The following is a 21,691-nucleotide window of genomic DNA, read 5'->3' as shown; positions in this document are numbered from 1 at the left end:
TGACATTATTGAGTACTGGTACTCAATAATGTTTTGCATTAATGACTAGGGGAACCAATGACTGACCATGATAGCTCCAATAGCGAAGAGCCAAGCTTTGACACTAATGAGGATATGTATTCCGAATCACAATGCTACGACGGTAATGGACAAGAGTATTCGGTAATCAAAGAACGAACCTGGAGCCAAAGAGTGAAGGCTGCTATTGGTGATTTAGGTTTTGGTGTATTTCTGATTTCTTTTGCTCTATTTATTCTATATGCCAATGAGCATCGTTCTGACCATCGTGAAAAAGTGCTTAAGCAAGGAGAGAAAGCCGCTATTTCTATTGCATCTGATCAGCGTGATTGGAACAACAATCAGAAGTTGGTTCATACTCATGGTTTAGCTACTACAAAGGACACCTTGGTGGACCCCGAATTCGGTATTAAAGCCGTTGGTATCCATCTAAAACGAAGAGTTCAGGTGTATCAATGGAAAGAGTCTCGTCGAACTTACATGCAAAAATTGTCTGATGGGACAGAGAAAGAGGTAACAACTTACACTTATCGCAAAGTTTGGTCAGAACGTTTGCGAGACTCGACGGTTTTTAAGCAAAAACAGTATCGTAATCCTGAATCAGTAGCTTTCAAAACCACAATTTATAATGCTGAGAATATGCGTTTTGGTGGTTTCGAGTTTCCGTATGAGCTCTCTCGTATGATGAGTCGATACGTGGAAATTAAGGCTGATTCAGACTTGTTGGTTGGTGAGCAAGTATATGGTCACGTAACTAAAGATAAACAAGGGTACTACATAGGTAGTGATCCGGATGCACCAAATATCGGAGATATGAAGGTCACTTTTCATATTGTTGAGCCTGCGGTTGTCTCCATTGTGGCTCAGCAGATTGAGGAAGGGTTTCGTGCTTGGAATACTAAAAATGGCCCACTGAGTTTGCTGCAATATGGTGTGAAAACTAAAGATGAGATGTTTGAAAAGGCTCATAGCGAAAACACGTTTGCGACTTGGGCGCTGCGTTTTGGAGGGTTTGTGTTTATGTGGGCGGGCTTTTTTCTATTACTGCGCCCCATTATTGTAGTAGCTAGCGTCATTCCTGTCATCGGTACCGTGATAGGTGGTGGAATGGCTCTGATTTCGTTTAGCCTAGCGGCTTTAGGCACCTTAATTACGGTTATCATTGTGTAACGCTTACCGAAACAGAATATAAAAAAGAGCCTGTAATAACAGGCTCTTTCTCTATCAATAGCGTTTTAGCGACTATGGATTAGCGTTGCATCAAGCAAGCGTATGCCGTTGTAAACGGTGCTTCTTGGTATTGCTTAAGGCCAGTCTCTTTAAACTTCATCATAAGAGGGTTGCGCTTAAGGCTCTCTTTGATGTCAGCAGGTGATACAACCGTTACGTCTAGGCCATCGATCAACTGAATTGCTGCTTCTAGTTTGAAGCCGAAGCCGCCGCCAGCAAATTTGCCTTTAGTTTGGCGCTGACGAATTACTACTTTATCTACTTGGTAATCTTCCATCAGTTTTGCGAAAGAGAATTGAAAATCTTTCATGTTTTGCGTGTCGTTTGCATCGCCAATTGCGACTTTTGAAACGCGACAATCAGGAATGTTAAATACGCCATCAGAAAGAGAAAGTAGACAAATGATTGCATCATTACCTTTGATTTCAACGCCACAAATTTTCATGTTTATACCTATTTACTTTTGAGCCGTACATTATGGTGCTATTTCTCACACTTCTCCAGTAATAGCGTTCCTAAGTAGCAAATAAGTACATAAAAAACGCGTGTACTGTATCCACATCGTTGGTTGTTCGTTAAGTAAACGTCAACCAATTGGGCGACATCGTTTGCTTTGAGAGAGGCTTCACAAATTCATAGCGTGTCTTAATATTTGTACGGTATATTATGCGGGAGTCCCTATCTATTGTGTGGTTATTAACCCCTATGAGTATCAACAACCTTTCTATTAAGAGTAAAATTGCGATCCCGCTAATGGTGATTGTTATTGTGTTTTCTACAGTTACGGTTTTGAACGTTATCAAATCTAACGCTCAAGCTGCTATCAACCACGAGCTGAATAATGTGGTTCAGCCGGTATTGGATAATCTGGAAGATGGTTATCGCGATATCTACCAAGTCATTTCGTCTGCTCAAGGCCTGTTGTTGGCAAAAGACCAAGCCGCGATTGATTACCAAAAGTTTGAGTTTAAAGATAACGCTTACAAAGCCGTTCCTCGTTTTGAAAGTGTGTTAACGCTTTATTCTGCAGGAGTGCTCGATCCTTCTTCACGAGGAGAGGTTACTAAGTTAGTGGATGCGATGAGCAAGTGGGTTGCGTTACACGAACCACTGTTTGCTGACCCAGAGAATGCTCACCAATACAATATCGACTATTCGCCAGCTTTGGATGCAGAATTTGCGATCATTCGTGAACAGCTTCGTTCAGTACGTAGCTTGATTGAAGCTAAGCAAGTTGAGTTACGCAAGCAAGCCAACGAGTCGATTGAATCAAGCAAGGTGATCATCGAAATAGGCATGGGTGTTGCGATCTTAGCGGCTATTTTCGCGCTGTGGTTGTCGAATCGTTTTATCGTTAAGCCGATTCAAAATGTAGAAAAAGCCATGGCTGAAATTGCATCTGGTGATGGCGATCTTTCTCAGCGTATGAACGTGGAAGGCAGTGATGAAATTGCGCGTCTTAGCTCTGCATTTAACCAATTCGTTGGCAAAATCCATGTGACAATCGAGCAGGTTATTATCACCTCTAATGCTGTACGTGCAGAGATGGAAAACATCAAATCTCTAACACAAGGCGTTGCTGAGTTTTCATCGAACCAACAGAAAGAGAGCGAGGTGGTGGCTGCGGCTGTTCATGAAATGCAAGCGACCAGTGAAGCGGTAAGTGGCAATGCATTAGAAGCGGCTTCAGCGAGCAACACGGCTAATCGTGAAGTGGAATCAGCGGATAAAACCTTGGGCTTAACAGTAAGCTCAATTGAACGTCTAGCACATGACATTGAAAACGCGAGTGGTGTGGTTCATGAACTCGATAGTGATGTGAAGAACATAGCGTCAATCTTAGGCGTAATCCGAGGTATTGCCGAGCAAACTAACTTATTGGCATTGAATGCGGCTATTGAAGCTGCGCGTGCGGGCGAACAAGGTCGTGGCTTTGCGGTTGTTGCGGATGAAGTAAGAGCCTTAGCCAGTAAAACGCAAGACAGTACGGGTGAAATTCAATCGATGATCGAGCGTCTTGAAGTGGGCGCAAAGCAAGCGGTTGGCGTGATGAACGAAAGCAAAATTAGCGGTGAGAAAACCATTGTTCAGGCGGGTACCGCGGCGTCTTCTTTGAGCGAGATTCGTAATTCTATTGGCATGATGAACGAAATGAATACTCAAATCGCGACTGCGGCTTCTCAACAGTCTCAAGTGTCTGAAGAAGTGAATAAGAATGTTCAACGCATAGCAGAAAGCACGATGCAAATGGTTGAAATGGCGAGCAGCGCTGAGAATGCTTGTATGGCATTGGCGGAGCAATGTGAAGCGCTTGATAGCCTTGTTTCTCAATTTGAAGTTTGATTTTTAAAATAAGCAGATAAATATGATCTGATAATGGTTGTTCGTTCTGGATTCTATTAACTAGCACTGAACGACAAAAAAGCCCGTACTCAATGAGTACGGGCTTTTTTTTTGGATGCGTGATCGGTTTGCGAACTGATCAATCATTCGGTGTTAGCTGTTACGACCGTCTTTGTATGTGTAACGGTAATCAACTTTTACGTTCGCTTGGTAATGGATGTCGCCGCTCATGTTAGTGATTTTTTTCACTTCCATATTTGCGTCATCAATCTTGAACGAATCGTATTTTGTTGTTTGTTGGAACTGTGGCAGTTCTCTAGAAAGCTCAAAAGGTGTCTTTGCGCTTAGCTCATCCATAAGGTTTGTTCCTGCATCGTATGCTTCCGCTTCAGTAACAAATGTATCAGATTTTAGCGTTGTTTCTTGAATCGTTGTTTTGGTTGCTGCAAACGCCGTGGTGCTGAGTACAAGAGTTGATGCAAGTATGATTAATTTTTTCATAGGAGTACCTTACTTTGTTGAAGTACCTGTGTTCCGGTACAGAACCAACATATCAATGAAGTGGTAGGAGGAGTGTCAGGGGAGACGACGATTTTGTTAGTGTTCGGTAAGGAATAATGAGAAATGTCAGCAGTTGGTTGGAATGATTTTGGCCGATTGTAGGTGGCGAATATTTATGCGCAGCGCATATCAAGCAAGGTGACACTGATATCTATCTTCAATACACTGTATGGGTAACCAAAGTTCAGCATAAGGTAAAGGCATGGCCAATTGGGAAGGGGTAAGTGAGTTTGTTGCAGTGGCAGAGCGTGAAAGCTTTACTGGCGCGGCGCAGAAGCTCACTACGTCGGTGGCTCAAATCAGTCGCAGAGTCGCAAACCTCGAAGAGCGTCTTGCAGTGAAACTACTCAATCGAACGACTCGTAAGGTTTCTCTAACAGAGGCGGGGCAACTCTATTATCAACAGTGTAAGTTGCTGGTTGAGGGCTTAGAAATTGCTGAGCTTGCGGTCACGCAGATGCAATCCACACCGAAAGGTTTGTTGAAAGTGACGGCCCCCGTGACTTATGGCGAGCGTCAACTCGCCCCAATACTTCATCAATTCTTAAAGCTCCATCCGCAAGTAGAGTTAGAGCTAATGCTGACTAACCAAAAGCTCGACCTTATTGATTCCGGTGTTGATGTGGCGATTCGTCTTGGTCGCTTAGAAGATTCAAGTCTTGTGGCAAAAAAGCTTTCTCAACGACAACTCTACGTATGTGCAAGCCCTGAATACATTGAACGTTATGGTGAGCCACATACGCTGTCTGAGCTGACTAATCACCAATGCTTAGTGGGTGGCTTTGAGCATTGGCGTTTTAAAGAAAATGGTCGCCCTCGCTCAGTTCGTGTTAATGGACGAATCAAGTGTAATAGTGGCCTAGCTTTACTAGATGCAGCAAAACAGAGCATTGGCTTGGTGCAATTACCAGAGTATTACGTGAGTGAAGATCTTGATTCGGGAGAGTTGGTTGAGGTGCTGTCTGATTACCGAGACGACAAGGAGGGGATCTGGGCGCTATACCCTCAGAACCGTAACCTGTCTTCAAAGGTTCGCTTGTTAGTCGATTTTCTATCTGAGCAATTGGATTAGTTCTATGACGTCAAGTCACATAATTTAGTCAGCCAAAATGAACTGATACTCAGTGTGTTCGACTCCCTTGAGCAGCACTATGGCTATTTTGAATGGTGGTAAAGGAACGATCCTTACGAGATCGTTTTAGGCGCTATTTTGGTTCAAAACACTAATTGGAAGAATGCAGAGAAAGCACTGACTAACTTAGGCGATAAGTGTAATCCAAGGTCAGTTGCAGATATGGAGATCGATGAGCTTGCTCAAAAGATTCGTTCTAGTGGTTACTACAATCAGAAAGCCATTAAGTTAAAAGCAGTAACTGAGTGGTTTTCGAAGTATCAATACGATATGTCTGTGGTGCGAGAACAGGATAAGGATCAACTGCGTAAAGAGCTACTGGAAGTCAAAGGAATTGGTGGCGAAACCGCCGACGCGATTCTGGTGTATGCGATAGGTAAGCCATCTTTTGTGATTGATGCGTACGCGAGAAGAATCTTCATTCGCAATGGGTTGGATGTCCCGAAATCGTATGAAAAGTTTCGAGCTTTAATGGAAAACGTGATTCCTCTGGATACAAAAAGGTACGGTTATTATCATGGCTTACTCGTCGAACATGGCCAGCAGTTTTGTAACCCTAAACCAAAGTGTGAACATTGCCCGCTGAATCAAGATTGCGTTAAGGCTGGGGTTGGGCCTTAGGTTCTACTCAGTGTCGTTCCTTTTATTCAAGCACCGTTAGATAAAAAATCGGGCTTCAGAATGATGATTCTGAAGCCCGATTGCATTTGATTAGAAAAGCTTTGAACGTTTTGTAGCGTTTACTTGCTATTTAATCGACCGTAAATGCACTAAACCGTGAAGCGATCTACCAAGTGGTATAGCTCATTGGCGCGACTGTTTAGGTTTTGGCTGCCTGTACGGTTTTGATTTGCGAGTGATGCCGATTGCGAGCTTTGATCGGATATAACTACAATGCGTTGCGAGATCTCTTGCCCAACAATATTTTGTTGCTCCGTCGCAGTAGCAATTAACGAGTTCATGTCCATGATGGTATCAATCGATGCTTGGATCTTCGCCAGTGCAGCGGCTGCGGCATTCGCTTCTTCCACGGTTTGAGCACTTCGATTTTGGCTCGAATCCATGGCTTTTACGGCGGCATCTGAAGCTGCTTTTAATTGCTGAATCATCTTGTGAATGTCACCCGTACTTTCTTGAGTACGGCTTGCCAGTTTACGAACCTCATCGGCTACCACCGCAAATCCACGTCCTTGTTCACCTGCACGTGCGGCTTCAATTGCCGCATTCAGTGCCAATAAGTTCGTTTGTTCTGCAATGTCTTGAATGACTGTCAATGAAGACGAGATATTTTGTACATCACCTTCGAGTCTTGATACCACGGTGTTCGCTTCTGATACTTCACTAGCAAGGCCTGCAACCGAGTTTGCAGCAGCATTAACAATCTGTTGAGCTTCTTTAGCGTTAGTTTCTGCCTGTTTAGCTGAATCAGCCGCTTGGCTAGCATTGCTTGAGATCTCCTGCGCTGTCGTGGTCATCTCCGTCATAGCGGTTGCCACTTGCTCCGTTTCTTCGCGCTGACCTGTTGCAATTTCATCAACTTGTGCGGCACGAGAAGACATACTGGTGGTCTCGGATACAACTTGCTGGCCAACATCACTAACACTTCGAATGATGGTTTGCAGGCTGGCAACAAAGGCATTGAAGTTTTCACTGAGTTTGGTGAACTCTGGCGCTTTGAAATGTTCCATACGAGCCGTTAAATCGGCCTCACCGCTAGCAAAAGCGCTAATCGAGCGATCAAATTGTTCGAGTGGTTGCATGATAGTACGGTTCACGGCGACAGCGAAAACCGCCACTACAAGTGCAATCAAACCACAGAAAATAGCGATGGCAGTGAGCGAGCTTTGCAGTGCGACATTTGAGCTCTCTTTCATTTCAGCAATCACCGCGTCGATATCATCGGTATAAAAACCCGTACCGAGCATTAAATCCCACTGCGGAATGAAAATCGAATAGCTGAGCTTAGGTAGAGCTTCCGATTGGCCAAGTTTTGGAAAGTAGTAGGTAGTGAATTCACCAAGCTTTGAGTTCTTAATAAGGTCGCGGATTAGATAGTTGCCTTTTTTATCTTGAAGGTCGTAGTAGTTTTTACCAATACCATCACTGTTTTGGCCAACAACAACTCGAACGCCTTTCGAGTCATAACCGAAAATATAACCAGACTCACCATATTCTAGAGTTTTGAGTGTTGGTAAGGCTTCTTCTAGTGTTGCCCCTTTATCTAAAAATGGACTGATCGAGGAGTAGGCCATTTGTAGGTACGCTTTGAGTTCCTTTTCTTTCATCGCCATCATATTGCTACGCGTCGATTCTACTTGTTGTGCGGTTAGCTCGGTGCTCTTCATATAAGTCACGCTCATCATCCCAATTGCCATTAGTAACAAGGGAATGAAAGAGAGTATATAAAGGCGGTTTTTGATGGTTAGGGTCATGTCACGCTTCCTGTGCGATTGTCTAATGCAATTCTCAACACATTATTAATGTGGTTTCAAAATGTAAATGGACTTGTTGTTTAATTGTTACCCTAAAACACTTTTGTTTTGTAAATATGATGGTGGTTAGGTTTTAAGGCTGTTGAGCCTATGTAATTGCAGGTATGGCGAGAGATCGGTAACTCTGTTTCCGTGCTTTTGAATTCGACGCTGCTTTGTTAGAATGCGACGCTTTGTAGCACCCTGCTATGTCTATTCGTTAAGTGAGAAGATTCATGAACAAAAGCCATGTGACTATTGGTTTAACTAACCCAAAAAGCCCGACTAACGTTGGTGCTGTTATGCGCGCGGCTGGCTGTTATCAAGTCGACGAAGTTAAATACACAGGGAAACGCTACGAAAAAGCGGCTAAGTTCCATACCGACACCAAGAGTGCAACTCGTACAATTCCACTAACTGGTGTTGAGTCGTTTTTGGATAACCTTGATTCAGAAACCAAAATTGTCTGTGTGGAGTTGGCTGAAGGGGCAACACCACTGCCGCGTTTTAAACACCCAGAAAACGCTATTTATATTTTTGGCCCTGAAGACGGTTCCATTTCTCAAGATGTTGCCGATAGAGCGGATCACGTTGTGTACGTACCAACGGTTGGTTGCATGAATTTAGCCGCGACCGTTAACGTGCTGCTTTACGATCGCCTTGCAAAGTCAGATGAAATGGACGAGAGCAACGAGTTGATTAAGAAAAGCCGCGATAACCGTAATCATTTGTTGATTAAAGAAAAGTAATTCTCGATTTCTAGTGTTATCTATCCTCTACGCAATCGGATATTATCTTGAGTTCATCACCAGATAATTGAAGGGCTAGATAACACCATGGATGACAAGCAATTGCTTGCTGCGCTGCAAGAGGCTCCTGTCCTCGATCTGTACAAATTGTTCCAGCAATACGGACAAAATCGCTCTCTTTATGTTTTGTTAGAGAAGCTCGTCGATTTGAAAGAGCAACATCACCTCGAAACCCAACTCAGCCCATTAAGACCGCATATCGAAGGTGTACTTTCTCAATTCGATAACACCACACCGAATGACGAGATCCTCAAGGCAGTTGCTGTTCAGTCTGAGATTCAACAACGAGGCCACAGCATGAGTCGTTACATCATGACATCAGACAATCATCGTCATTTCTCCCCGAATGCAGACTTAGTGATGTTTGGTGACTCGATCACCGAATGGGCACCTTGGGCGGATATTTTTCGGGATGTTTCGATGGTCAACCGCGGCCTAGCGGGCGATACCACAACTGGCATGTTGCGCCGTATTGATACCACATTAAACGTGAACCCCAAGCTGGTGTGCTTTATGGCTGGGATAAACGATTTGGCTCAGGGTTATGATGTCGAACATATCTACCGTAACTACATTGATATGCTTGAAGTGTGGCAAGGAAACGATATTCGAATCTTGGTGCAATCAACGCTTTATGTTGGCTCTAAACTGCAAGGTTTGAATTTGTCGGTTGAACTACTCAATAGCAAGTTAACCGAGTACTGTTCTCAGCAAGGCATTGCGTTCTTAGATGTGAACTCAGTATTGTCACCTAATAAGCTTTTGTCGAATGAGTACTCGTGTGATGACTTACACTTGAATGCGAAGGCTTATCAAGCTTGGGCTGAGGTTCTTCAACCTACGGTAACTGAGCTACTGAAATAGACTCACGAAAAAAGCTAAATAGACAGCTAGACCGATAAACAGCTTAACTAATACAAGAAAAGCCAAACCCTAGATTTGTTTCGCGAACCATAAGGACATCAATGTGAACCTAAGACAGTTGGAAGTCTTCTACGCCATTATGCAGACCGGAACCGTATCTGGAGCCGCTCGTAATCTGCATGTGTCACAACCTAATGTGACTCGTATTTTGGCGCATACAGAGCAACAACTTGGGTTTGGATTGTTCGAGCGTGTCAAAGGTCGGTTGGTGCCAACGGTCGAAGCAAAAACCTTATTACCAGAAGCAGAAAAGGTCTATCAACAGCTGGGGCAATTTCGATCTCTGACCAACAAAGTGAAGCAAGGCCATCAGCATTTACGTATTGGTGCGCCGCCGATTCTGGCGACTAAGTTACTGACTCCGGTAATAGCCCAAATGTCTCGCGAACAAGAGATCTCTTTTGAGTTGCTGACTGCAAACCGTGATGAACTGTGTGCTGGATTATTAAAGCATGAGCTTGATATTGCTATCGCGTTTGGCGACGAAACACCGCCTGCCATATTAAGTGAAACACTCTTAACTGAATCCCTCAAGGTTCTGGTTCCATCTCACACCGTTGAACAGTTACCGACGGAATTAACCCTTGATGACCTGATCAATTATCCCTTACCAATCATCGGGCTTGATAGCCGCGATCCATTAGGCCTCCTGTTACATCAAAGCCTTATTGCACGAGATGAGCATTATCACCATCCGATATCTGTGCGTGGATATAGCGCGGCGGCGGAATTGGTGAAGCACCAAGCAGGCTTTGCGATTGTCGATCCGTGGACAGCAGAGCAGTATCAACATGACGACTCGGTTTGTGTGCTTTCACTGCAGCCGGATATCCAATTCTCGGTATCGACGCTTTGTGCAGAGCACACCCCTCAGTCTATTTCTGTTAAGCAATTTATCGCTTCATTGAAGAGCCATACTCAGCCTATAACTTAAGGTTATAGGCTCGCCATAAATTGGTATTCGGCAGCTTCTAAGTTCTTAATTAAAGTAAACCTATACAAGGATTTATTAATTAGGAATGCTCATGTCTATCGCTCAACCTTACCTTCTTTTTCTTGGGGATGTTACCGACCCACTTGCAGCAAAAACAGCTCGTGGTATTCATCAATGGCGACCAGAAATTTGCCTAGGTCAGCTTCGTTTAACAGACGATACTGTTTCACTTGGCTTAACGGACATGACCTTACAAGAGGCGCAAGCACGGGGCGCGAAAACGCTAGTGATTGGCACGGCAAACCCAGGTGGTGTTATTCCTGACTCTTGGCAACCAACCATAATGGCGGCTGCAGAAATGGGATTTCAGATTGCATCTGGCATGCACCAACGCTTGAGTGAATTTTCACCGCTTGTTGACATGCAACAGCGAGGATTGACTAAGCTTCATGATGTACGCCATTTTGATGGTGATCTAAACGTTGGTAATGGTAAGCCACGTCAAGGTAAGCGTCTTCTAACTGTAGGAACGGATTGCTCAGTCGGTAAAATGTTCTCGGCGTTGGCCATTGAAAAGTCGCTTAAAGAAGCGGGCACATCAGCTCAGTTTAAAGCGACAGGGCAGACGGGTATCTTGATTGAAGGTAGCGGGATTTCGATTGATGCTGTGGTGGCGGATTTCATTTCCGGCGCGGTTGAAGCGATTAGCCCCGATTTTACTGACCACGATTGGGACATTATTGAAGGCCAAGGTTCGTTGTTCAATCCGTCTTTTGCAGGCGTGAGTTTAGGGTTGTTGCATGGCGCACAAGCTGATGCTTTGGTGCTATGTCATGAAGTCGGGCGACCACATATTCGCAACCTTCCTCATGCGCAATTGCCAACGATTGAACATACCATTGAAGCGAACTTGCAAGCCGCGCGATTGACAAATCCAGACGTGAAACTGGTGGGTATCTGCCTGAATACATCGGCGATTAGCATTGAAGAGGCTGAGACATTGTGCCAAGAATGGACTACTCGCTATCAAGTACCCGTGACGGATCCCGTGCGATTTGGTGTACAACATATTACTGATCATTTGCGACATTCACTTTAACGATTTCATCATTTCTACGTTTCCATTTGTTAAAGCGAACATCAACCGAGTGAAATTATGAAGATTACTGCAGAACCTATTACTATCGCGATGCAAACGCCTTTTCGCATCTCTCGAGGCAGCCGAACAGAGTGTCACGTTGTTCGTGTTTACATTGAACATGGTGGCAAACAAGCTCAAGGTGAATGCACGCCTTACCCACGATACGGCGAGTCATCGGAGTCTGTGTTAGCGCAAATTCAACAAGCGTCTAGTGCCCTTGAAGCTATGTTTGAACGAGGCGTTACCGATCCCGCAGAGCTAAGAGATCATCTTCAGTCCTTATTGACTGGAGGCGCAGCGCGAAATGCGGTCGATTGTGCGCTTTGGGATTTCGAAGCGAAGCAGAACGAACAGACGTTTCCAAATAGCTTGTTTGAGTTACCTGCTCAAATCGTTACTGCAATGACAGTCTCCATTGGCACACCGGAAGCGATGGCGACCCAAGCACGAGATTATGTGGCGAATGGCGCTAAGCTCCTAAAAGTGAAGCTTGATGGCGAGCAGGTAGTAGAGCGTGTTAGTGCTGTGCGAGAAGCGGCACCTGATGTTCAGATTGTACTGGATGCTAATGAAGCGTGGACAGGGTTGAATCTCGAAGAGTTGTTCAATCAACTTACTGAGTTTGATATCGCAATGATCGAGCAACCTTTGCCGCAACAACATGATGCCTCACTGGCACACATCAATCACCCGATCCCACTGTGTGCGGATGAAAGCTGTCATACCACTTCTCAGCTGTCTTCGCTGTTGGGCAAGTATGAGATGGTCAACATCAAGCTCGATAAAACGGGTGGTTTGACCGAAGCATTGGTACTTGCTGAAGAAGCTCAAAGGCTCGGCTTTGCTCTGATGTCTGGTTGTATGCTAGGCACCTCATTGGCGATGCGAGCGGCGCTGCCTATTGCGGTTCAATCTGAAATCGTCGACCTTGATGGTCCTGTATTACTTGGGCAAGATGTTTCGCCAGCACTGACTTATCGAGATGGAATGATCATTATTTAAGATCCTTTAGTCTCAGCTAGTAGATGGACATGCCACAAATGAAATCGCATGAGTGAAAGCTTGTGCGATTTTTTTGGTGTCAATAAACCTTAACTGATTAATATTAATTGAGTTTTACTGCTTAACTGAGACTGATGAATTCACTTTACTCGGCTGGTATTGATAAAGTAATCACGTTTCTGTCGGTGAGGTCACTTTCTATTATCGCAAAACAGACAGCTCAAGCTTTATAAAATAATTGTTATGATATCTTATGTGAAATGTTAATGATTACTCTTCATTTAATAGTTTCACTAAAGCTATTAGATCTAAGATTAAATAGGTAAACCACCTAACTGATTGAATCATTGACGGATCCTGTTGATTTTATGATGAGAAGAAGGTGGAGCGAGTGAGTAGTCATGTCTCCGAGGTGATAGAAAACAAAGACAGTTTTGAGCGCCCATTTTCGATCAAAATCCCGCGTCGCAAGTGGTTTGGCTGGAAAGGTATTGAACTGCGCTTGGTATTGGCATTGGCCATGTTATCAATGACCACCATCTTCCTCTCGGTTGTTTCTAGCTTTACTTTTGACGATCTAAACCAACGCCTCGTTGAATTAAAAGAGAGTGAAATCCCCGCCTTAGATAGCGCTGCACGCCTCAATGATATGGTGCGTGTGATTATTACGACCTCATCTCAGCTCAGTGACGCTGAATCGAATATAGAACGTAAGCAGGCGATGCTTAAAATTGAAGAGGCCATTTCAGTGATGAATAGCGTTATGGTTCAATTCCCTGATTATCACGCCTATTTTAAAGACCTTATCGCCCAAGTTAACAATAGTCTGAGTCTATTGTATCAAAGTGAGATTGAGTCAGAACAACTCAATCAAGAACTTCGTAATTTGCTTGAAGGCTTTTATCCTCTATTGCAACAAGCCAGTGATTCACTCGATAGTTTGCCTGAGTCAGCCAAAGATCAAATCCAATATACTCAGTTGAAATCTCTGCTTTATTACCAATTAGGCTTAGTAGAGAAGCTGTATAACGACTCAAGCTTTAATGAGCTCGATTACACTAGCTACCGTCTAGAGCAGGTAGGGGAAGAGTGGTGGAAGCTCTGGGTCAGTGGTGATTTAAGAAGTGATTTTCCTGAATTAGATCATCAACTCACGGTGATTTATAACCTTGCCTCAAGTGATAGCAGCTTGTATGGGATGAAAAACAAAGCGCTCGATCATCTCTATCAAGAGCGATACTTCCTACAAAACAGCCGTGAACATTTGAATCAGTTAACGGTGCAGATCGAAAGTAATACCAGCAAGGTGAATAGCAATATTGACCAATCGATTCAGCAAGCGCAGCTGTCTTTACAATCGAACCAACAACTCTCTCTTTTTCTTTCTCTGTTCAGCGTGTTGGCTGCCGCTGCCATTTCGTGGTTCTACGTACGTAAGAGTATTTTAGAAAGGCTTTTACAGCTCAAAGACAACATGTTCGCGATTTCTACTGGCCATTTAGATACCGAGGTTTCCATTCGGGGCAAAGACGAAGTGACACAAATGGCCAAGTACCTAAAGGTATTCCAGACCACAGCCAAAGCCGTTAAGCAAACCAATCGAAAATTAGAGGCGGAGGTTGAAGAGCGCACCTTAGCCGAAGCCAAATTACGTGTTACTCAAGATGAACTCATTCAAGCCGGAAAATTGGCCGCGCTAGGGCAATTAAGTGTCGGGATCACGCATGAAATCAATCAACCTCTGACCGCAGTAAACAGTCACGTTCGAAGTGCTCAATTATGGTTAGGCAAGCAAAGGCCTGACAGGGCAGAAGAGAATCTGAAAAAAATCGAGGTCTTGTTAGATAAAGTGGCTGCGATTACTCGTCACCTAAAGGCCTTCTCACGTAAGAGTGATGGCAAGATTGATAACGTTGAATTGAATAAGGTCATTGGTGATGCGATTGACCTGTTTGAAACCCGACAGAGCGCAGTGTCGATTCAGTATTCGCCCCAAAGTAGCCAGATGGTTCGAGCTAACAGCATTCGCTTAGAACAGGTATTGGTGAATTTGATCAGCAATGCTCTGGATGCCGTTGAGCACAGAGAGCAACCAGAGCTCAGAATCTTCACTCAAGAGCATTCGAATACCATTCAGATTTTGGTTATGGACAACGGATTAGGCATACCTCAAGAGGACATTCCGTACCTGTTCGACCCATTTTATACCCGCAAGACAACAGGTAAGGGGCTTGGGCTCGGTTTGTCTATCGCATACAACATCATAAAAGACTTTGGCGGCTCGATTCACGTGGAATCAGTTGAACACCAAGGCACTACTTTTATCGTCACTCTACCAAAAGGCATAGCCTCATGACTGCAGAAAAACACATAGTTCTTATCGATGATGAAATCGATGTCGTTGAAGCCGTGAGTGAAATGTTAGAACTAGAAGGGTTTAGCGTCACGACCTTTACCGATCCTAACCTTGGCCTTAAGTCGCTCAAAGCGAACAGCCAGGCGGTTGTATTGTGTGATGTACGGATGCCACAGGTGGATGGGCTTACGCTGCTGAGTTCAATTCAACATAGAGCCGCTAACGTCCCTGTATTGTTGATGAGTGGCCATGGCGATATTCCCATGGCGATAGAGGCAATGAAGCTAGGAGCTTTCGACTTCTTAGAAAAGCCACTGAGTGCGGGCGAGTTGGTAGAGAAGCTCGACTTGGCGTTGACACAATCTCAGCACAATTGCCCAGCAATTATAGGCGGCGATGAGGAAGCTGAGTTACCGATTGAAACGGTGGTTATTGGCCAATCAAAAGCGATGGATACGATACGCAAGCAAGTGCTCGCACTGTCTCATACCGGTGTTGATACCATCATCAACGGCGAAACAGGAACGGGCAAAGAGGTAATTGCTCGCGCGTTGCATCAATTTAGCCGTCGTAAGGCGAAGCCCTTTGTCGCGATCAACTGTGGCGGCATGACTGAGAGCATTATCGAAAGTGAGTTGTTTGGTCATGAAGCGGGCTCGTTTACCAGCGCTAACAAGAAACGCATTGGCAAAATAGAACAAGCCAATGGCGGTACTTTGTTTCTGGATGAAATCGAAAGCATGCCGATTGCCGTGCAAATTAAACTGTTGCGCGTCATTCAAGAAAGAATGATTGAGCGCGTTGGTGGTAACGAGTTAATCCCGGTCGATATCGTGGTGGTAGCCGCCAGCAAAGCTGATCTCGCGAGCTTGAGTGAAACAGGTGAGTTCAGAGCTGATCTCTTCTATCGCCTCAATATCGCGAGCTTAAACCTTCCCGCATTGCGTCAACGCAAAGAGGACATTCAGGTGTTGTTCCGCCACTTTGTGATTCAAGCGAGCCACAAATATAAGACGCGTCCGTCAACGATTTACCCCGAACAAATACAGCAATTATGTCGACACGAATGGCCGGGTAACGTGCGCGAATTACGTAATGTCGCCGACCGGTTTGTGCTCGGTATTGTTGGTGATGGCTTTGATCTTCAATCACCAATTTGTGAAACGTCCGGAGAAGATTTCGCTTTTGAAAAGCAGATGGAGCAGTACGAAAGGAATGTACTGACGGAAGCGCTAATAGAAAGCGCAGGTAACATTAACGAGGTATCAAGTAAGCTGAATTTACCACGTAAAACCCTTTATCGAAAAATGAAGAAACACCAGTTGGATAAAGAGAGTTTCAAAGCTTAATTCGTTCAGGTGTTTGTTAAATGGAAACCCAAAATCAAAACCAAAGCCAAAGCCAAAGCCAAAAGAAAAAGCACAAGACAACAATGACCCATTTGGTTTTTAGTCGAATGGCTAGCTGTTTCAAGTGATTGTAATAAAAGAGCTTTAACATCTGGCATAAAGCGTGCAATCCCTACATTGTGGCGTCAGCCCACATGAGGTTATTCGATGTTGAGTCAAAAAACATATGACAGCTATCTATATATGACAGCTATCCAACATTGAATGATCGAATAAAGGACATTAGAAAAATAATTGCTTGTTGCAAGGAGATACAAACATGAAGCAAATACTGAAAGGTTCGATTGCTCTGATATTAGGCATGAGTTCAATAACGGCATGGGCTGCTGCAGAACCAGCAAACTTAGGACCTCGTCCCCTCTTTTTAGTTAACAATATGGATGAGAGCCCTTTGAAAACTAAGCTGTTGAGTTGCAGCGAAGGACCTTTTCATCGTAGTGATTTTTCTATTGGGCATCGCGGAGCTGCGATGCAGTTTCCTGAGCACACTAAGGAATCTTATTTAGCGGCGATTCAAATGGGCGCAGGCGTTGTCGAGTGTGATGTGACCTTCACCAAAGATAAGGCGTTGGTATGCCGTCACTCGCAAAGTGATCTGCACACGACGACCGATGTATTAGCACACCCAGATCTTGCGAAGAAGTGCTCAACCCCGTTTACACCAGCTAATCCAGCGACAGGCGAAGATGCTCAGGTTGAGTGCCGTACTTCTGATTTCACGCTGGCTGAGTTTAAGACGCTCAAAGGTAAAATGGATGGTGCGAACCCAAAAGCAACCACTGTCGAAGAGTACATGAATGGCACTCCTGGTTGGAGAACCGATCTTTACAGCCAAAGTGGCACACTGATGACGCACGCAGAAAGTGCAGCACTGTTTAAAGAGCACGGCGTGAAAGTGACTCCTGAATTGAAATCAGCCGCGGTAGATATGCCTTTCAATGGATTTAGCCAAGAGATGTATGCACAGAAGTTGGTGGATGAACTGAAAGAAGCGGGTTTCAAGCCTTCTGAGACTTACCTCCAGTCATTCAACTTGGATGATGTGAAGTATTGGATCAATGAAACGCCGAAGTTCGGCAAACAAGCGGTTTATCTTGATGACCGTGTTTATGAGCAAGCGGACTTTGTCGCGTCTGTTGAAAACATGAAAGAGCTACACGATGCGGGCGTGAATATCATCGCACCACCTCTGTTTGCTTTGGTTGAACTTGATAAGAACAACGAATTAGTGGCGTCTAACTACGCGAAACTGGCTAAGGATGCAGACCTCGACATTATCGCATGGACACTGGAGCGTTCTGGCCCGCTTGCGCAAGGCGGTGGTTGGTATTACAAGAGCGTGAAAGACGGCATCAACAATGATGGCGATATGATGAAAATGCTTGACGTACTGGCGCAAGATGTCGGTGTTATGGGCGTATTCAGCGATTGGCCTGCAACGGTAACTTACTACGCTAACTGTATGGACAGCGACGCTTAGGCTGTTGTGAGCTCGCTTTGCATAGCTAATTATAGCGTTTGTATAGAGAGCACTTAGCCAAAGAATAATAAGAGAAAAAGCAGTGAACCAAAGGGCCTTCGGGCTCTTTTTTTACCACTGAAATTGGCGGGACAGAAATGACCCAAATGATGAGTTTTTAGTTGGACACTTATGACTCAAAAGTAATTTGAAAGTGTGGGGTTTTATTTAAGTCGCTGAAATTAAAGATATAAAAAGGTGGCACAAAGGCTGCAATAGTGAAGGTGACTTTCAACAATAAGTAAAAGTAAGGTTTGAATATGAAAATCAGTGTTAAAGGACTGTTAATCGCTAGCTCATTACTACTTCCTTCAATGGCTATGGCAAGCGACTGCTCTAGCCGTGGTGTGTTAGACGATCGATACTGTGATGAAAACCAAGATTTGGTGGCCGATTCACCAAAGAACCCAGACGAGTGGAATGACCCAAGTACGCTTGTGTTTACTTACACGCCAGTAGAAGACCCTGCGTTATACAAAGATGCATTCGCCGACTTCCAAGCTCACCTAAGTAAAATTACAGGTAAGCGAGTGATTTACTACACGGTTCACTCAAACTCTGCACAAGTAGAAGCGATGCGTTCTGGTCGACTGCATGTTGCAGGTTTCTCGACTGGCCCGACTGGCTACGCAGTTAACCTCGCGGGTTACGTTCCAATCGCAGTGAAAGGCGACGAGTCAGGCTTCCAAGGCTACAACCTAATCACGATTGTGCGTAAAGACAGCGGCATTAATAAAATGTCTGATCTGAAAGGTAAAAAGGTTGCACACACTTCTGCATCTTCCAACTCTGGCAACCTAGCTCCACGTGCGTTATTCCCAGCGAAAGGCCTAGTGCCAGATGAAGATTACAAAGTGCTTTACTCAGGTAAGCATGACCAATCGATTCTAGGCGTCTTCAATGGAGATTATGACGCAGCACCTGTGGCATCGGACGTGTACGATCGTATGGTAGCAGCAGGTCGTGTTGACGATTCTGAACTGAAGATCATCTACCGTAGCCCACGCTTCCCAACGTCTGCATTTGGGTATGCTTACAACCTAAAACCAGAGCTAGTTGAGAAGATCAACGAGGCTTTCTTTAGCTACCGCTTTACACCAGAAATGAGCGCATCGTTTAAAGGTGCCGACCGTTTCTCGCCAATCAGCTACAAAGAAGAGTGGGATGTGATTCGTGATATCGCTCATGCGACAGGTACGGCTTACACCAAAACTGGCCTTAAGAAGTTAGCTGAAAAAGATGCGGCTAAACGTGCAAAGAAAAAAGCCGCTGAGTTAGCAAAACAAGCTAACAACGGCTAGTTCTTCACTCTGTTGGAAGGCTAAGTTTTAGAAAGACTTAGCCCTTTAAAAACACCTACCTTAACTAAAAATCTATGCCCTCGCGGGTAGGGCATAGATCATTCTAAAATTCGCACAAGGAAATGCAGTATGGCCGTAGCAAGCTATGAAGGAATAAAGATAAACAACCTTTTCCACGAATATGTGGCAGGCAAGCCAATCCTTAAAGGCATTAATATTGATATCGATGAGCCAGGCATCATCGCGATCATTGGTCCATCTGGTACCGGTAAAAGTACGCTTCTGCGCTGTATCAACCGCCTCAACGATCCAAGCCAAGGCGAAATCATTTTTGATGGCGCAGACCTGACTCAATTAAAAGGCCAAGCGCTACGTAAACAGCGTCGACACATCGGCATGGTGTTTCAAGAATATAACCTCGTGGAACGTTTAACGGTTATCGAGAACCTGTTGAGTGGCCGTTTAGGCTACATGACGGCTTGGAATGCGTGGCGTCGTAACTATTCTCCACAAGATTTAGCAAAAGCGTTCGAGTTACTTGAATTTGTTGGCCTACAAGACTTTGCTAACCAACGTGCCGACAGCTTGTCAGGTGGCCAAAGACAGCGTGTCGGTATCGCTCGCGCCGTTATGCAAGACCCATATATCTTATTGGCGGATGAACCAACGTCATCACTCGACCCAAAAACCGCGGTTGAGATCATGGAGTTGATGGAGACATTCGCAGAACAGAAAAACATTCCAGTGTTGGTGAATATCCACGATGTGAACTTAGCCAAGCGTTATGCCAAGCGCATCATTGGTATGTGTAATGGCAAGGTGCATTACGATGGCAGCCCTGAAGGTATTTCAGAAGAAGACCTAAAAATTATTTATGGGGGTGAGTCATGGCTGGATTAAATTCAAGCTCGTCGCCAAGCGTTTCATCAAGCACATCGCCAGCGAAGCATGAAAATCCGTTCAAAACCTCATGGACTAACCGTGCAATTATCGCTGCAATCATTGGCTACCTGTTTTACAGCTTTGCGACGTTAGGACTGACCTTTGATCGTTTGGTCATCGGTTTTGGTGAAAGTGAGCGGTTACTATCAAGAATGTTCCCACCAGATTTCTCGCGTACTAATCTACTGCTAAGTGGCTTAGCGGAGAGCTTGCAGATAGCGATCATTTCGAGTTTCTTCGGCATCGTCATCTCATTGTTTCTTGGCTTACTTGCTGCGAGAAACATGATGCCTTCGATTGTATCGACACCGATTCGTGGCTTCATCGCACTGTGTCGTTCTTTCCACCCAGTGATCATCGCAATTCTATTCGTGAAAGCGGTCGGCTTTGGTGCCCTTGCGGGGATCCTGACCTTGGTATTTGCATCGATTGGTTTTATTGCCAAGCTTTTTGCTGAAGCCATTGAAGAGATCTCTTTTAAACCAGTTGAAGCGATTAAAGCAACGGGGGCGAGCTTTGTCAGCGTCATTCTGTACGCGGTGATGCCACAGGTATTTACTCGTTTCATTGGCTTTGCTAGCTACCAATTGGACTCAAACTTGCGTAACTCAACCATGGTTGGCATCGTGGGTGCGGGTGGTCTTGGCGGTACGCTTTTCTCAGCATTCCAACGTTTTGATTACGACTTTGTCGCCGCTATTTTGATCACCATTATCGCATTGATTCTTGTGGGTGAATTTCTTTCCAACATTGTTAGGAGAATCTTCTAATGACAACTGCATCTATTGATAGAGAGTGGCAGCGTTTTACACCCAACGAACGTGTGGCTCGATTTGCTGTTTACCTTAGCCTTGTGTGCGCCATCGTGTGGTCTTGGCAGACGGTGGAAGTGATTCCTGAGTTCCTATACGACGCGCCAGCCCAGTTTGCCGACATGTTCGAGCGTATGGTGCCAATGGATTACGCGTTCTATCCTGAGTCGATTCACGCAGCGATGATTGAGACACTGCATATCGCAACGTTAGGTACCTTGTTTACCTTGGTATTTGCGATCCCTTTAGCACTTATGAACGCGCCAAATATCACTCCGAATAAAGCCTTGAACTGGATTGCTCAATTCTTTCTCGTGTCTTCACGTTCTGTGAACTCATTGGTTTGGGCATTGTTGTTCATCGCACTGTTTGGCCCCGGTGTTCTCGCAGGCATTATGGCAATTGCTATTCGTAGTATCGGCTTTGTAGGGAAGCTGTTGGCGGAAGCAATTGCCGAAGTGAACATGGGGCCTATTGAAGCTTTACGCGCGACAGGCGCTTCTTGGATGAGCGTTTTACTTAAAGGTTATTGGCCACAAGTGATGCCCGCGTTCTATTCCATTGTGTTGTTCCGTTGGGACATCAATGTACGTGAATCTGCGGTATTGGGATTAGTGGGCGCTGGTGGTATTGGCGTGGTGCTCAACGATGCGCAGAACCTTTTTGAGTGGCAAAAAGTATCAATGGTGTTGGTGAGTATTTTTGCAGTGGTTATCGTTGCAGAGGCGGTGGTGATCCACATCCGTAATAAACTCATATAGACAATGTGTTGTGTGAAAGTTAAGAG

Annotated in this window: 18 protein-coding genes and 1 pseudogene; 16 read left to right on the top strand and 3 right to left on the bottom strand. The window is 44.8% G+C overall.

Annotation, left to right across the window (positions count from 1 at the left end; all coding sequences use genetic code 11):
- Positions 1 to 57: 57 nt before the first annotated feature.
- Positions 58 to 1,188, top strand: coding sequence for a TMEM43 family protein (locus OW495_RS04580; protein WP_289885245.1), 1,131 nt, complete (start codon positions 58 to 60; stop codon positions 1,186 to 1,188).
- Positions 1,189 to 1,267: 79 nt separating this feature from the next.
- Here the strand turns inward: OW495_RS04580 and OW495_RS04575 are convergent, their stop codons facing one another.
- Positions 1,268 to 1,693: a DUF3010 family protein gene (locus OW495_RS04575; protein WP_017088295.1), complete on the bottom strand. Its 426-nt coding sequence runs from the start codon at positions 1,691 to 1,693 to the stop codon at positions 1,268 to 1,270.
- Positions 1,694 to 1,953: 260 nt separating this feature from the next.
- Between OW495_RS04575 and OW495_RS04570 the strand changes: the two genes are divergently transcribed.
- The gene (locus OW495_RS04570) at positions 1,954 to 3,591 is read left to right on the top strand and encodes a methyl-accepting chemotaxis protein (protein WP_102513002.1); all 1,638 of its coding nucleotides are present in this window, start codon (positions 1,954 to 1,956) and stop codon (positions 3,589 to 3,591) included.
- A 153-nt stretch (positions 3,592 to 3,744) separates the two neighbouring features.
- On the opposite strand, the gene OW495_RS04565 is transcribed toward OW495_RS04570, so the two are convergent.
- Complete coding sequence (locus OW495_RS04565; protein ID WP_102513003.1) at positions 3,745 to 4,092, bottom strand: DUF3316 domain-containing protein; 348 nt, start codon at positions 4,090 to 4,092, stop codon at positions 3,745 to 3,747.
- Positions 4,093 to 4,354: 262 nt separating this feature from the next.
- Here OW495_RS04565 and OW495_RS04560 point away from each other — a divergent pair, with 262 nt between their 5' ends.
- A complete protein-coding gene (locus OW495_RS04560; protein WP_102513004.1) occupies positions 4,355 to 5,224 on the top strand; it encodes a LysR family transcriptional regulator in 870 nt (289 codons plus the stop codon).
- A gap of 42 nt (positions 5,225 to 5,266) precedes the next feature.
- Positions 5,267 to 5,905, top strand: a pseudogene (locus OW495_RS04555) (endonuclease).
- Between the two features lie 149 nt (positions 5,906 to 6,054).
- Here OW495_RS04555 and OW495_RS04550 read toward each other — a convergent pair.
- Positions 6,055 to 7,716, bottom strand: a complete 1,662-nt coding sequence (locus tag OW495_RS04550; protein WP_017111518.1) for a methyl-accepting chemotaxis protein — start codon at positions 7,714 to 7,716, stop codon at positions 6,055 to 6,057.
- Positions 7,717 to 7,991: 275 nt separating this feature from the next.
- Here OW495_RS04550 and OW495_RS04545 point away from each other — a divergent pair, with 275 nt between their 5' ends.
- The 12 genes from OW495_RS04545 (at position 7,992) to phnE (OW495_RS04490) (ending at position 21,665) form a co-directional block, all read left to right on the top strand.
- Complete coding sequence (locus tag OW495_RS04545; RefSeq protein WP_102513005.1) at positions 7,992 to 8,504, top strand: RNA methyltransferase; 513 nt, start codon at positions 7,992 to 7,994, stop codon at positions 8,502 to 8,504.
- A gap of 87 nt (positions 8,505 to 8,591) precedes the next feature.
- Positions 8,592 to 9,428, top strand: a complete 837-nt coding sequence (locus tag OW495_RS04540; protein ID WP_289885243.1) for an SGNH/GDSL hydrolase family protein — start codon at positions 8,592 to 8,594, stop codon at positions 9,426 to 9,428.
- Positions 9,429 to 9,531: 103 nt separating this feature from the next.
- Positions 9,532 to 10,422 (top strand): LysR family transcriptional regulator, encoded by an 891-nt coding sequence (locus OW495_RS04535; protein ID WP_289885241.1) that lies wholly within the window; start codon positions 9,532 to 9,534, stop codon positions 10,420 to 10,422.
- 91 nt (positions 10,423 to 10,513) lie between these two features.
- A complete protein-coding gene (dgcN, locus tag OW495_RS04530) occupies positions 10,514 to 11,521 on the top strand; it encodes an N-acetyltransferase DgcN (RefSeq protein ID WP_289885239.1) in 1,008 nt (335 codons plus the stop codon).
- Positions 11,522 to 11,578: 57 nt separating this feature from the next.
- The gene (gene dgcA / locus OW495_RS04525) at positions 11,579 to 12,565 is read left to right on the top strand and encodes an N-acetyl-D-Glu racemase DgcA (RefSeq protein ID WP_289885238.1); all 987 of its coding nucleotides are present in this window, start codon (positions 11,579 to 11,581) and stop codon (positions 12,563 to 12,565) included.
- 382 nt (positions 12,566 to 12,947) lie between these two features.
- A complete protein-coding gene (locus OW495_RS04520) occupies positions 12,948 to 14,921 on the top strand; it encodes an ATP-binding protein (RefSeq protein ID WP_289885237.1) in 1,974 nt (657 codons plus the stop codon).
- Entirely contained in the window at positions 14,918 to 16,270 is a 1,353-nt protein-coding gene (locus OW495_RS04515; RefSeq protein ID WP_289885235.1) for a sigma-54 dependent transcriptional regulator, read from the top strand. Before OW495_RS04520 ends, OW495_RS04515 begins: the two co-directional genes overlap by 4 nt.
- A gap of 319 nt (positions 16,271 to 16,589) precedes the next feature.
- A complete protein-coding gene (locus OW495_RS04510; RefSeq protein ID WP_029222231.1) occupies positions 16,590 to 17,810 on the top strand; it encodes a glycerophosphodiester phosphodiesterase family protein in 1,221 nt (406 codons plus the stop codon).
- Positions 17,811 to 18,109: 299 nt separating this feature from the next.
- Complete coding sequence (phnD, locus tag OW495_RS04505; RefSeq protein WP_004732989.1) at positions 18,110 to 19,150, top strand: phosphate/phosphite/phosphonate ABC transporter substrate-binding protein; 1,041 nt, start codon at positions 18,110 to 18,112, stop codon at positions 19,148 to 19,150.
- A gap of 129 nt (positions 19,151 to 19,279) precedes the next feature.
- A complete protein-coding gene (gene phnC, locus OW495_RS04500; RefSeq protein WP_289885231.1) occupies positions 19,280 to 20,050 on the top strand; it encodes a phosphonate ABC transporter ATP-binding protein in 771 nt (256 codons plus the stop codon).
- A complete protein-coding gene (gene phnE, locus OW495_RS04495; protein WP_102559794.1) occupies positions 20,038 to 20,862 on the top strand; it encodes a phosphonate ABC transporter, permease protein PhnE in 825 nt (274 codons plus the stop codon). Before phnC ends, phnE (OW495_RS04495) begins: the two co-directional genes overlap by 13 nt.
- Positions 20,862 to 21,665, top strand: coding sequence for a phosphonate ABC transporter, permease protein PhnE (phnE, locus tag OW495_RS04490; protein ID WP_009846258.1), 804 nt, complete (start codon positions 20,862 to 20,864; stop codon positions 21,663 to 21,665). Before phnE (OW495_RS04495) ends, phnE (OW495_RS04490) begins: the two co-directional genes overlap by 1 nt.
- Positions 21,666 to 21,691 lie beyond the last annotated feature (26 nt).

Source organism: Vibrio sp. 14N.309.X.WAT.E.F5 (genome assembly GCF_030397615.1).
GTDB lineage: Bacteria > Pseudomonadota > Gammaproteobacteria > Enterobacterales > Vibrionaceae > Vibrio > Vibrio lentus.
The sequence above is the reverse complement of the archived record's forward strand: the minus strand, read 5'-3'. Positions and strand labels throughout refer to the sequence as shown.

Excerpts from the sequence above, each read along its gene's own strand:
- OW495_RS04580 (WP_289885245.1), top strand. The coding sequence starts at position 58 with ATGACTGACCATGATAGCTCCAATAGCGAAGAGCCAAGCTTTGACACT.
- OW495_RS04575 (WP_017088295.1), bottom strand. The coding sequence starts at position 1,693 with ATGAAAATTTGTGGCGTTGAAATCAAAGGTAATGATGCAATCATTTGT.
- OW495_RS04570 (WP_102513002.1), top strand. The coding sequence starts at position 1,954 with ATGAGTATCAACAACCTTTCTATTAAGAGTAAAATTGCGATCCCGCTA.
- OW495_RS04565 (WP_102513003.1), bottom strand. The coding sequence starts at position 4,092 with ATGAAAAAATTAATCATACTTGCATCAACTCTTGTACTCAGCACCACG.
- OW495_RS04560 (WP_102513004.1), top strand. The coding sequence starts at position 4,355 with ATGGCCAATTGGGAAGGGGTAAGTGAGTTTGTTGCAGTGGCAGAGCGT.
- OW495_RS04550 (WP_017111518.1), bottom strand. The coding sequence starts at position 7,716 with ATGACCCTAACCATCAAAAACCGCCTTTATATACTCTCTTTCATTCCC.
- OW495_RS04545 (WP_102513005.1), top strand. The coding sequence starts at position 7,992 with ATGAACAAAAGCCATGTGACTATTGGTTTAACTAACCCAAAAAGCCCG.
- OW495_RS04540 (WP_289885243.1), top strand. The coding sequence starts at position 8,592 with ATGGATGACAAGCAATTGCTTGCTGCGCTGCAAGAGGCTCCTGTCCTC.
- dgcN (WP_289885239.1), top strand. The coding sequence starts at position 10,514 with ATGTCTATCGCTCAACCTTACCTTCTTTTTCTTGGGGATGTTACCGAC.
- dgcA (WP_289885238.1), top strand. The coding sequence starts at position 11,579 with ATGAAGATTACTGCAGAACCTATTACTATCGCGATGCAAACGCCTTTT.
- OW495_RS04515 (WP_289885235.1), top strand. The coding sequence starts at position 14,918 with ATGACTGCAGAAAAACACATAGTTCTTATCGATGATGAAATCGATGTC.
- OW495_RS04510 (WP_029222231.1), top strand. The coding sequence starts at position 16,590 with ATGAAGCAAATACTGAAAGGTTCGATTGCTCTGATATTAGGCATGAGT.
- phnD (WP_004732989.1), top strand. The coding sequence starts at position 18,110 with ATGAAAATCAGTGTTAAAGGACTGTTAATCGCTAGCTCATTACTACTT.
- phnC (WP_289885231.1), top strand. The coding sequence starts at position 19,280 with ATGGCCGTAGCAAGCTATGAAGGAATAAAGATAAACAACCTTTTCCAC.
- phnE (WP_102559794.1), top strand. The coding sequence starts at position 20,038 with ATGGCTGGATTAAATTCAAGCTCGTCGCCAAGCGTTTCATCAAGCACA.
- phnE (WP_009846258.1), top strand. The coding sequence starts at position 20,862 with ATGACAACTGCATCTATTGATAGAGAGTGGCAGCGTTTTACACCCAAC.